This window comes from Bacillus sp. NEAU-Y102 (genome assembly GCF_054788175.1).
In genome coordinates this window covers 429391-442706 of the sequence record NZ_JBTWFK010000001.1, presented here as the reverse complement: position 1 = coordinate 442706, position 13316 = coordinate 429391, and the positions used below count along the sequence as shown (strand labels likewise).

Genomic DNA, 13316 nt, shown 5'->3' with positions numbered 1-13316 from the left:
AAGAGCGTAAAGTATTTGAAAACTATTGATGCTACGCAAGGGGATATTGTTTAAAGTAATCAGAACTTCATCGGTTGTTAAGTTACCACTTTAAATATATAATTAAATTTCATTAAAAAGATACTCTATTCAAAGTCCTTATTGGGTTTTTGAAGTGAAATATATACTATTTGAGGTGTGTGAAATGGGGAAATCTCGAGAGCAGACGATGGAAAATATCTTAAAGGCTGCTAAGAAAAAATTTGGAGAGCGTGGCTACGAAGGTACGAGCATACAAGAAATCGCAAAAGAAGCGAAAGTGAATGTTGCTATGGCCTCTTACTATTTTAATGGGAAAGAAAACCTATATTATGAGGTGTTTAAGAAATATGGTCTTGCTAATGAGCTACCCAATTTTCTTGAGAAGAATCAATTTAAACCTATCGATGCCCTTAGAGAATATTTAACGGTTTTTACTAAACATATAAAAGAGAACCCTGAAATTGGATCATTGGCATATGAGGAGATTATTAAGGAAAGTGCACGATTAGAAAAGATTAAACCGTATTTCATAGGTAATTTTGAACAGTTAAAAGAAATATTACAGGAGGGTGAAAAGCAAGGAGTTTTTCATTTCTTCTCCATAAATCATACGATACATTGGATCACTTCTATTGTTTTATTTCCAAAGTTTAAAAAGTTTATTGATTCTTTAGGGCCAAATGAAACGAACGATACAAATCATGAATGGATGCCAGAAGACTTAGTGGACAGGATTGTTACTGCATTAACAGATAAACCTAACGTGTAAATTATTCAGTATTTATGAATTCTGTTATTACTATTTAAAGCCTAATTTCTCAATGTATTGTAGAGAAATTAGGCTTTTTTCAACACGTCATTAAGGTTTTTATAGTTCAAGGACTCAAGTTAATGATTATATTTTCAAGTATTCGTTTTGAGCTACATAGATATAGTTTTTGTTGCAACTGTTTGTTGAAATGCTTTATCATGCTCAACAATAACCATTGTGGGATTAAATTGTTGAATAAGTTCTTCAATCTGCATACGGGAATAGATATCTATAAAATTTAGTGGTTCGTCCCATATATATATATGGGCTTTTTCACATAAACTTTTAGCGATAAGCAGTTTTTTCTTTTGTCCACCAGAATAATGAGATATATCTTTCTCGAATTGAATTCGATCAAAGTCCATCTTACTTAGGATGGATTTAAATAAGGTTTCATCAATCTTGTGCTCTTCAATGAAGTCTGATAGCGACCCCTTCAAATGAGAAGTATCTTGTTGGACATAGGAAATGATGAGTCCTGTACCTAAAGTAACTAAGCCTGTATGCTGTATCGGATGTCCTAGAAGTAGTTTTAGGATACTACTTTTTCCGCTCCCATTCGTTCCATCAAGTACAATTCGGTCACCTTGTTCAACTATGAAGCTAATCGGCTCATTCACAATTTGGTCATTGTACTTAACGGACACGTCAACCAAAGTAACCAATTCATTTGATTTAAATTGCAATTGTTCCAATTTTAATGACTCAGTTTTTTCCACATTTTTTAGTAATTTTGACTTTTCCTCAATAGCTTTTTGTTGCCTTGATTCAAGGTTTTTTGCTCTTTTCATCATCTTGGCTGCTTTATGTCCTACAAACCCCTTATCCAACTTAGAGCCTGAATTCCTCGTTCCATTTTTTGAAGCTTCCACGTCATGAGACCAACTTGCTGATCGTTTGGAAGACTGTTTTAATCTCCCTATGTCTTTTTGTAGACGCTCATTTGTAGCCTTCTCGTGCTCTTGCTGTCTATCAAAATTTAACTTCCAAGAAGAATAGTTACCACTTTGAATTTCAATATTTGCTCTATTAATAGATAGGATATGGTCAACGCACCCATCTAAAAAGATTCTGTCATGTGAAATTAAAATAAATCCTTTTTTCTTTCTTAGATAATTAGAGACTATCTTTCGTGCATCTGTATCTAAGTGATTTGTTGGTTCATCAATTAATAGGAATTGACCCGCATTTAAAAACAGTGCAGCAAGCAACACCTTTGTTTGTTCCCCATTTGATAATGTTTTAAATGGTCTGTACATGACCTCAGCATCAACATTTAAATAGGATATCTCACGTAGAAATTCCCAATCTGCGGCTTGGGGACAAATTTCTTCAAGGATTTCATGAGTGAATTTGTTCCTATCTGAAACAGAGTAGGGGAAGTAATTGAATTCTACCGAAGCAAGGATTTTCCCGCTATACTCATAATTCCCTAACAATAAATTAAAGAATGTCGTTTTACCTCGTCCGTTTCTACCAATAAATCCTAGCTTCCAATCCGTATCTATTTGGAAGTTTACACTTTCAAAAATATTATCAAAGCTACCTGGGTATGAAAAAGTTAAGTCTTGGACCTTTATCATTGACATAATAATTCCTCCTTTATATATCGAAACGTTTCATATAAAGTCGGAACATCCATCCATTTTTTAATTCCTCTATATAAGTTTGATGGATATTAACGACTTATATAGAGCATTACATGTGTAACAATAGTGTCTGAAGTACTCATTTTTCTCGCTCCTTTATTTGTGAAGTACATTTAACAATTAGTAAGTTTCAACTAAGCTAAACGGGAATAAAAAAATCCCCCAATTTGTAATCGGAAGGATTAGTCTTTCGTCTATACTTAATAAGTACTTATTAATCATTTGAATCATGACAAATAAAGTATGAACTGAATTTTAAAAATGGATAGACTAACCCTATATTTTGTAGTTTGAAGTTATAAAATTCAACTTAAAATATAAATTAGTTAATCATTATTCATCCATCATTCCTTTCATAATTCTATTTTTAGAGTAACATTCTTTTTAGGGAGATGCAATATTAGCTTCAATTTCATCTAATCCTAGATCATTTATAATTCTTTGAGTAAGGAGATAAAATTTTACCTCTCTTTTTATAAACATCAAATTTTTGTTCAATAGGTCATGTCTTTTGTCCGTTAAAAAGGGAGGATATGAAATTGACATCAACCTTTGTTGTAACTATAATAGTTACAGTATGTTCCGTAAACTAATTCGAATTGCTATGTTAATGATAGTATATTTTCATTCCTTTTTAAGTGTGACAGGTAGCAACTAACTATAATCCAATAGAGGATTAGATTCTATCTCATATTTAAAGGGTAGATAAGTTGTACCCGCCAAATTTACGATGCGCAAATACTTAAAAAACTACATTTTTCAGCTTATCCTTTTTGGAATCCTCAGTATTGATAATTGTAAACATCTACAAAAAGTTAGCAAGACTGTTGTATGTAGAAAGAAATCTTTTAAAAAGATCATAATATGGATAATAGGTAACACACATTTAAATTTAGTAGGAGTTGTGCCACTATCAAGAAATTTTTTTAATAAAAGTATAGAAAAAACTCAAGAAGGTGAGTCCATTGCGTAAACATGCATATGTGCAATTTTATGTATTGATATTGGCTTTAATAGCTTATATAAGCTTTTGCTTTATATTTATATTTGTTTTTCCAAGTCTTTATTTCGTATCAGATTTTAATATCCGACTATCATCTTTAGTTGTTGAAACTACTGTATTTATCTCACTACTGTATTCTATATTATCCAGAAAAATTAAGTTAGGAGTATTCTGGGTGTGCATTATTATTGCGATAGGTTGTTTCTTGATAGGGAATTTTATATCTGCTTTTCAAGTACTTAATGTAGAATTACCAATAAAAAATTTTAATATCTCTGATGTATTCTTGTTGCTTTTCTTATTCTTCTTTCTCTTTGCGTTCTTTTATAAAATCATGATGGAATGTAATAAATGGGAGAAAGCATATTTGCTTTGTGATTTATGCATTGTTGTTACTGCTATTTTTACATTAGAGTGGTATTTATTTAATAAACCTTCTGCAAATATCTTATTCTTATCAATTGGAGATGTTTTTCTCTCATTTATTTTTCCGATTATAGATTTATTACTTCTATTACTTGGAGTTACACTAATCTTTCGACCTGCTATTTTCAATGCAAAAAGCAAATTGTATATTTTTATCCTAGTATTAACTGGATTAGCTATTACGGACTATTTGTATTTTTACTTACAAGGTGATTTGTCAGAGCGTTCAGTTATATTTTTAAGGTGTTTGTATAGAGTTTTCCTATTATTTATTGCTATTGCTGCTACAATTCCAAAGGATGCTTCTTCTAAAAGAAATTATTTTATTATTAATCCGACATTTGGAGAGAAACTTCTTGGCATATTCCCTTATCTTGCAGTTGCAGTCTTAATTGGCTTTACTTTGAAAGAGCAAACGTCTTCAGCTACATTGATTACGGGAAATTGTATTGCTTTTGTATTTGTACTGATTCGTCATACAATCGTACGAATGCAAAACAAAGATTTAACTGAAACATTAAAAGTGTTTAATAATCAATTAGAACAAACAGTATCTCAAAGAACAAGGGATTTAATAAACAAATCTAATGATTTGGTAAAAAATCAAGAAAGATTTAAGTCATTATATGAGTATCATCCGGATCCTATTTTAACGATTGATTCAACTGGTATCGTATTAAATATAAACCAGGCTGGAAGTATGTTATTAGGAAAAGACAGTGCTGTATTAATAGGGAAAGAGTGCTTCTCTATTTTTTTAGATGAAGATAAATCTGAATTGGAAGCGGCTATAAAGAAAGGGAGACGATGTAGTTCATCTTCACTACAGTTGCGTGTGAAAAATAACAATGAGAAGGACATGCTGTTTTGGTATGTCACTATAGTTCCTATTATGATAGAAGGTCAAACTTTTGGGAGTTATGTAATGGTAAAAGACATAACGAGGATGAAACAACAACAGGATGAGATAAACTACCTTGCATTCCATGATACGGTGACGGAGATTGGAAATCGTATATTCTTCCAACAAGAATTAGATAGATCCATTAAGCGTGTGCAAAAAACACAGGATAAATTTGGGCTCCTGTATATTGATTTAAACCGCTTTAAGACTATTAATGATACACTGGGCCATTCCATTGGTGACAGGGTTTTAAAAGAAGTTGCCAAACGTTTTAGGACATGTCTTTCACCGACAATTCCTCTAGCAAGAATAGGTGGTGATGAGTTTGCAATCATTGTCCATAACCAAACAGAGCAACAGCTATTGAATTTGTGTAAAACTCTATTTCTTATAACTGAAGAACCATTCGTAGTAAATCAGCATAGTTTTTACTTATCTCTTAGTATAGGAATAGCAGTGTATCCATTTGGAGGAATAAATACTACTACACTTTTACAACACGCTGATATCGCTATGTATAGCGCAAAGGAAAAAGGTAACAATGCTGTTTGTATGTATGACGAGAAATTATCTCAAAAAGTAACCCGTCGATTACGATTAGAACAGGATTTACCAAATGCAATTGAAAATAATGAGTTGTTTTTATTGTATCAACCACAAATTGACAGTAAGGAAGGTAAGGTTATTGGTGCAGAGGCTTTAATACGTTGGCAACATCCAGAACTTGGGCTGATTTCTCCGTTTGAGTTTATACCTATCGCAGAAGAAACGGCGCAGATTATTTCAATTGGAAAGTGGACGTTACAGAAAGCGTGTCGACAACTGAAAGAATGGCATTCTGCGGGCTTTTCAAATCTAAAGATGGGGATAAATTTATCAGCTATAGAGTTTGAACAGAAAGATTTTGTTCAAACCATTATATATACCATAGAAGAGATAGGAGTACCTGCTAATTCGATTAATTTGGAATTAACAGAGCGAATCGCCATGGTAGATGAAAAAGAAACTTTATCAAAGTTAAAAGCATTAAAATCATTTGGTGTACATTTATCAATTGATGATTTTGGTACAGGTTATTCTTCATTAGCGTATTTACCTCTTTATCCAATTGATACTTTGAAAATTCCAAGAGAATTTGTTAATAGGATTGGAACTTCTACTGATGGAGGTGAAATTATACAGACCATTATTTCACTTGCTCATACTTTAAACATGAAAGTCATAGCAGAAGGGGTAGAAACGAAAGAACAATTAACAGTGTTACAACGTAATGCATGTTATCTAATTCAGGGCTATTACTACAGTAAACCTGTAAATGATGATGAATTTATTGTTTTTTTAAGTACAATACAAAATGAATAAATGAAAAATCAGTATATGTATGAAATAAAGTGAAAAGAGGTTCTATCCATATGGATTTGAACCTCTTTTCACTTTATTTTCAGGAGTTATGCAGCAAGGTTTCAGCCTTTGAAAGTAAAATAAGTATCTATATTCCTTGTATTTTGGGTTAATGGGATATGAGGTGAAAGTTGCTTCTTGTGAAAAAGAATTAGAGCCAGCTTGTATATTCTTAAAGCAATTTGAAAAAGGATTAGCAGTTTGTATGGAATTAGGAAATGAAGAGTATGTATATCATTTCAATATTTTACGTTCTCTTAATGAAGATGAAGCAATTAAACTCTTAGAAGAAGTGAAAAAAGTATTTCTTACTTCGAAAAGCAAGGTTTATGGGATTTCGTAGAAGAATATGCAGATCTAAAAAAGGAAGAAATTATACAATAATCACATGCTATCATTTTTAATAGCTAATTAACAAAGGGACTCCAATTATGGAGTCCCTTTGTTAATGGGGTAATGCTTTGGTTTATCTAATTATAGCAATATTTGTAAAAAGTGTAAAGGGGTCCTAGTTTGGAGGGGGAATTATTTAATCTTTTTTATTTAATAAAAGGGATAATATTTAGTTATCTGCGCTTCTTAATTATGTTTTCTATCACAATTTGAAGTGAATTTCAGTTAATCTTATTTATTTTATGGGAATTATAAGGTATACTAAAAGTAGGTGCAAAATGTACCATTTGAAAAAGAGTGAATTGCAAAAAGGAATCCGTAAAGGATTCCTTTTTTGTTTCTTTGAAAATGAAGCAATGTTCTAATTATCTCATTCATTTTTATGAATACGCTGCGATCTTATAAACTAAAAAGGCTTTTATGGAAATTTGCCATATTCCTGTAACAAAACAAAGGTATGTTATGTGTGTTAAATATAAAGAGAAAGAAGGAAAAGTTGTGAAAAAAATTTTGCCAATTGTTGCGTTATTAGGCATGATGAGTTTTGGAGTACAGGAAATGAATGTAAGAGCTGATACATACCACAAGGGCGATTCGAAAATTAGTTTTTGGGATTCGAAAAGAAAGGGTACTAATTTCATGAATAGTACGTCATTACCTGAAAACTATAAAAGTGCAAAAGAAGCTAATATTGAATATGTACGTTTAGCACCTGATAAATGGGCAAAAGATAAAGATTTTCTATTTGAGGATAAACCAGATACTTCTGGAAAGGATTTTCTGATAGGTAATGCAGATAACTATCAGGGATTAGTAAAGGAGGATTTAGAAAAATTAAAGGCGGATTTAGATGCCGCACAATCACAAGGAATGAAAGTTGTTCTTACAATGTTATCTTTACCTGGTGATCGATGGCGCCAATTTAATAATAACAAGAATGACGACAGAATATGGGAAGAAGAGAGGTATCAAGAACAAGCAAGTCAATTTTGGAAGGACCTTGCTCTGGAATTAAAAGATTATCCTGCGGTGGTGGGTTATAATATTATAAATGAACCACATCCAGAAACAGCTAAAAATAATAGATATAATGATTTTTGGACAGAAGATTACGAGAAATGGTATGCAAAAGTGAAGGGAACGACAGCGGATTTAAACAGATTGTATCAAAAAGTAATCAATTCCATTCGTGAAGTAGACCAAGAAACACCAATTATTTTAGATTCAGGTTTATATGCTACTCCATGGGCTTTTAAATATTTAAAACCAGTAAAGGATAAAAAAACGCTTTACGCATTTCATATGTATGAACCATATGAATTAACGAGTCAAGGTGAAAAGAAAAATAAAGAATATCAATATCCAGGATTAGTAAAAGTAGGAGACTTAGAGAAACCTGTAATGTGGAATAAGCAGGGATTAGAGAAATTTTTGAAGCCAATCCAACAATGGTCTAAGAAAAATCATGTATCATCTAATCGAATTATTGCAGAGGAGTTTGGAATTAACCGTACTGTTCCGGGAGCTACCCAATACATGCAAGATCTTATTTCTATCTTCAACCAAAAAGGTTGGCATAAATCATTCTATGCATTCCGTGAAGACACATGGACAGGGATGAATTATGAATTGGGAACAGGAAAAATAAAATGGGATGAAGAGGGTAAACCGGTGCCTCAAGATAATTCACTCTGGGAAGTAATAAAAAAAGATTTACAACCACATAAATAGTTTAGAATATTTGTCCTAAGGACTAAATGTAAGCATCTAATTCAAGTAGAATTAGATGCTTTTTTTCAAAAAAGGTGGAAGTTTAAACAAATATAGTTGCAATTGAATTGACCTTTAAACTGAAAAATTTTTATGAATTTTTTGTGAGATTCCAACCCTTAAATGTTGAAAATTATTTACTGATTTCTCCAATTGGATATATTTCTCCAATCGGATGGAAGTTTAGAATACAGAATCAAAACATAATAAGCTGTTATCGATGAGTTTATCGTAAAGTTGTTATTTAATGTGTCATCAAATAACATTTATATACAATAATAAATAAAGAAAAGGAGATGTTTATGAAAAAATATAGAGTAATAGATACAACTTAAATAGTATGAATAGTTTAGATTGTAAAAACATGAAGAAGAAAACAAAAAATCCTTAAGAGTACTAAGGAAAAATGAAGGAGATAATATGGGGAATAATTCAAAATATAAAACTAGAAAAATACTTGCAGCTACTGCTACAGTAACTATGCTTGCGACTGGAATGATTTCTTCATCAGATGTCTTTGCGGAGCAAAAGGAGCAGCAAAAAAATTTATCGACATCACTGCAAAGTGAAAAATCAGTTAAATCAGAAAATAGAACATTTACAGTCCCAGGAAAAGGGGATGTTGAGCTAATAAAACAACAGGAAAGAAAAAGTATGGCATTTAGTCCATATGAACCAACTGGTTTATATGCAAAACCAAATGAACAAATAACGATTAATGTAGAAGGTAATCAAGATATTCAGGTATATATTGGAACGTATTCATATGATGCTTCTTGGAGAGAAGATTCTAAGATAAAATCATTTACATTAAAACCAGGTATAAACACAATCCAATCTCCAAATGGGGGGATGATTTATTTTTATAATAAACAACAAGGTGGTACCATTCGAACAACAATTACAACAGGCGGAACGACTACGCCTTTCTTTGAACTAGGAAAGCATACGAAACAAGATTTAATTAACATGCTGGACCAATATCCAAATGCACATGCAGTGGAGTTAAAAGGAGAACGTGTATTAATTACGGCCAGTCCTGCACGTATTAAGAAATATTTGTTGGGTTCTAATACAGATCCTGTACAACTCTTAAAAAAGATGGATGAAGCTACTCGAATTCAAGACAAAGTAGCTGGATTATCTGAAGAACAAGTAGATAAACATTATGTTCATTACGTAGAAGAAAATCATTCTCCCGATTATTATATGTATGCGACTTCTTATCGAACTGCATATGTAGGAGATGCAATTCAATATGTATTAGATATTAATAAATTTATAAAAGATGGTTGGGGTCCATGGCATGAGGCAGGGCATTTGAGACAGCAATCACCTTGGAAATTTTATAATATGACAGAAGTACAAAATAATATATACAGCCTTTCTGTAGAAAAAGCATTTACATCTAATCAACCTTTTAGATTGCAACAAGAGGGTGCTTATACTAAGGCATTTCAATACTTAGAACAACCTAATAAAAATTATGACGAAGTTAGTGATGTTTTTGTTAAGCTTGTTATGCTTTGGCAACTACAGCTAGCATATGGAGAGGATTTCTATCCTAAATTGCATCAATTGTATAGAGACATGCCTTCAAGTGAACTTCCACAAACTGATGAAAATAAAAAACAATTATTTATGATTTCAGCATCAAAAGTAGCCAAACAAAATTTGATTCCTTTCTTTGAGAAGTGGGGATTACGTCCAAATAACGATACTATTCAAAAAGTAGCTGCATTAGGATATCCAATTTTAACAGCAGAGATTTGGAAGAGTACGGATTCTAATCCAATTAAACCAGATATGCCTAATGAAAATAATATTTTAGAAGGAAACCAGTTTGCATGGTCACTAAAAGGAATTAGTGATTTCGAGTTTGCAAAAGTCAATTTTAATAAGTCGACAGAAGAGATGCAAATTGATTTAAAAGCAGGCGTACCACATCATTATTTTAATGAAACATATGCGAGTATTAAAGTACAAAATGCATCAGGAAAAGTAGTATACAATAAAGATATTTATGGGAACAAACAACAAAATGCTGAATCGCAAAAAGTTCCAGTTAAAGTAGGGGATTATGTTGAGCTGACACATCTAGAAGGTGTGCATAGAGCTACTTTAATAAATGTAGGTAATAGTAAACAAGAAAGTTTTGGAAAAAAAGGCATGTACGAAGTTACAAAAGAAGGCTTGAAGAAAGTAGAAAAAATGCCAGAAACAACGGTTTTAGATGGAAATCATTTTGGGTGGTCTTTAAAAGGATATAGTGATAGAGAAATCGCAAAAGTAGATTATAATAGGACAACAGAGAAAATGCAGGTGAATTTAGAAGCAGGCGTACCACATTCTTACTTTAATAATACGTATGCAAGTATTACAGTAAAGAATTCAAATGGTGGTGTTGTGTACAATAAGGAAATAGTAGGGAATAGACAACAAACTGCTGAAAGCCAAACCGTGCCCGTAAAAGTGGGAGATTACATTGAGTTTACCCATATAGAAGGGGAAGCAGTAAAGGAAAAAACACGCGCTACACTTATTAATCTTGAGAATAATAAACAAGAATATATGGGCAAAAAAAGAACCTATCAAGTTACTTCAACGGGATTAAACAAAATAGATTAACATGAAAAACATTCTAAGTATTAGTTGGATGCAAATAGTCGTTCATTATGAACGGCTATTTGGCTTTTATTTAAAGAAAGGTGAAATGAAAATACTCTCTCTTTTGTATATACTTTCGTTTCCAAAAATTTCTACGTTTTTTTATCAGGGGGAAAATAATTTAAAAAATGTGCTTGAGAATTGATACATGTTTAATTGCTATAGATTTGAGAAAAAAGAAACAGAATAGTAAGGTATTTGTTGATAAATCCTCTCAAGTGTTACAATATTTTACATATTTGGTATGATATATATGAGTTCTATGTATATTAAGGGAGGAATGGGAATGAAAAGGTTCATAACACGTGCAAGTGGTAATACAATCTCAAAAAGGTTAGTTTTAATGGTGTTGTCGATGGTTTTAATGATAGTGATGATTACACCATCGAATGATGTATCGGCAGCCAATCTATCAAAAGCAGGTTCACTAAAAGGCGTGAATTTATTTAATGGAAGTTGGACAGTTGCTATACAGGCAGCAAATTTACAATATGTTTCGGCTGAGCCTTCGGGAAATATAATAGCAAATCGTAATGCAGTTAATGAATGGGAGAAATTTGAATTAATTTCGACTGGGGAATTATATACGTACGCTTTAAAAGCTAAAAGTAATGGGAAGTATGTTTCGTTTGAGCCAAATGGTAGAGTAGTAGCAGATCGTACATCAATTGGTGCATGGGAAAAGTTTATCTTATATAATGGTGGAGACAATAGGATATATGTATTACAAGCACTAAGTAATGGTAGATATATATCAGCAAATGGTGGTAGAGAATTAACAGCTACTAGTTATGTAGCTGGAAGCTGGGAAAGATTTGTTATTGTATACTTCTAAACTTTGAAGTGTTATATATCTAAATGATAATAGCATGTTTAGTTTGTATAAATACCTAATACAATAAATTGTTAAGTATGTAATACAAGTGTATATTAACGTGTAAAAGGGCTGCAAATAATTAGCGGTCCTTTTTGCATGTTAAATAAGCACTTACTGAGGTTATAATGAAAAGAAAAAGAACCCTATAGGGTTCTTTTTCAAGGCATATTAACAGTAAGGAGAATCATGAAATGCTACTTCAAATCTTTATTAGGGGAAAGATTTTGAATAAGCTTAACATACATCTATTTTTACATAAATGTAATATATAGTAAATTGATAATGTTTATACTTACTATTACTAATATTCAATTAAGATAGTTAGCACTATTTGTATAGTGTTAATGAAGTGCATATTTAGAAAACTAATAATGGCCACAAGTTGGTTATATATGTCTAATATTATATTTTATTTACTAAAAGAGCTTATAGATATATTATTTTAAAAATTAATTAACATTTAAACAATTTTAACTGAAATTGGGTGTGTATTAACTAAAAGTAAATAAAATAAACAAAGACCCTGTAATGAATACAGGGTCAAATACAGGGTTAAGGGAACGCATAGTTTCTCAAAATCATAATAGCATATATTCTTTGTATAGCTACATGAGGATTTTGACAGAATTAAGAAAAAGACAGAAATCTGTAAGAAAGCAAATATATTGCTGGAAATTTGATTTGAAATTAAACTATAAGGCATATTGAAATAGATGGAAACTCTTGAGTACCGTGATTAAATATGAGGTTTAGATTAGAGGGATAATTGGATCTTACTGAAAAGGCAAAATGTTTTTTAGATTAAAAGAAGAAAAGGCACTTTTGGGTGCCTTTTCTTTAGGTAAACAGTTTACATATTGCTGAATTATACACGAAACCATAATTCGACTATGAAGTAAATCTTAATATAATTCTAAATAGAAAAATATGTAATATTATATTTGAGTTTTTAATTATTTTATCGAATATAGAGTAGCAATGTAAATAAAAGGGCATGCATTCGTATCTGCAGCCCTTTTTAGGAGGAATTCAAGATACCAATAGGACACGTATTGGTAAACAGGTTCAAAAATAGTATATGTGAAAAGAAAAAGTCCTATACCAAAAGTAGACAGGACCTTATTTTTTACAATTTCAAAAATGACATTCTGTCCTTTTTGAAATTAGTACAACACACACTTGGTTTGTAATAAAGTTAGAAAAAGTATACATGAAAATGGCAGACAACTATTTTGTTGCCTGCCGGTGCTAGTGGGTTGAATGAGTTAGTCAATTCAATAAATTGCTACCCCATTACCAGAAGAGTGAAGCCGCTAGTTCAAACGGCTTATACATAGTTTTCCTAATAAAGAAAAAATTATGAGTAAAGATTTTGTTTGCTCTATATGAAAAGA

Annotated in this window: 7 protein-coding genes; 6 read left to right on the top strand and 1 reads right to left on the bottom strand. The window is 31.5% G+C overall.

What is annotated here, in order from left to right; genetic code table 11:
* Positions 1-184 precede the first annotated feature (184 nt).
* On the top strand, positions 185-790 hold the full coding sequence (gene hlyIIR, locus ACYFX0_RS02145; RefSeq protein ID WP_000520485.1) for a hemolysin II regulator HlyIIR: 606 nt from the start codon (positions 185-187) through the stop codon (positions 788-790).
* 152 nt (positions 791-942) lie between these two features.
* Here hlyIIR and ACYFX0_RS02140 read toward each other — a convergent pair whose 3' ends face one another.
* Positions 943-2421: an Lsa family ABC-F type ribosomal protection protein gene (locus ACYFX0_RS02140; RefSeq protein ID WP_000061802.1), complete on the bottom strand. Its 1479-nt coding sequence runs from the start codon at positions 2419-2421 to the stop codon at positions 943-945.
* A gap of 1025 nt (positions 2422-3446) precedes the next feature.
* On the opposite strand from ACYFX0_RS02140, the gene ACYFX0_RS02135 reads away from it, so the two are divergent.
* The 5 genes from ACYFX0_RS02135 (at position 3447) to ACYFX0_RS02115 (ending at position 11880) form a co-directional block, all read left to right on the top strand.
* A complete protein-coding gene (locus ACYFX0_RS02135; RefSeq protein WP_025989074.1) occupies positions 3447-6176 on the top strand; it encodes a sensor domain-containing protein in 2730 nt (909 codons plus the stop codon).
* Between the two features lie 151 nt (positions 6177-6327).
* Complete coding sequence (locus tag ACYFX0_RS02130) at positions 6328-6558, top strand: hypothetical protein (RefSeq protein ID WP_002162674.1); 231 nt, start codon at positions 6328-6330, stop codon at positions 6556-6558.
* Positions 6559-7070: 512 nt separating this feature from the next.
* The gene (locus tag ACYFX0_RS02125; RefSeq protein WP_025989072.1) at positions 7071-8339 is read left to right on the top strand and encodes a glycoside hydrolase family 5 protein; all 1269 of its coding nucleotides are present in this window, start codon (positions 7071-7073) and stop codon (positions 8337-8339) included.
* Positions 8340-8798: 459 nt separating this feature from the next.
* Entirely contained in the window at positions 8799-11006 is a 2208-nt protein-coding gene (locus ACYFX0_RS02120) for a M60 family metallopeptidase (RefSeq protein ID WP_016098785.1), read from the top strand.
* 325 nt (positions 11007-11331) lie between these two features.
* Positions 11332-11880, top strand: coding sequence for a fascin domain-containing protein (locus ACYFX0_RS02115; protein WP_000819434.1), 549 nt, complete (start codon positions 11332-11334; stop codon positions 11878-11880).
* Positions 11881-13316 lie beyond the last annotated feature (1436 nt).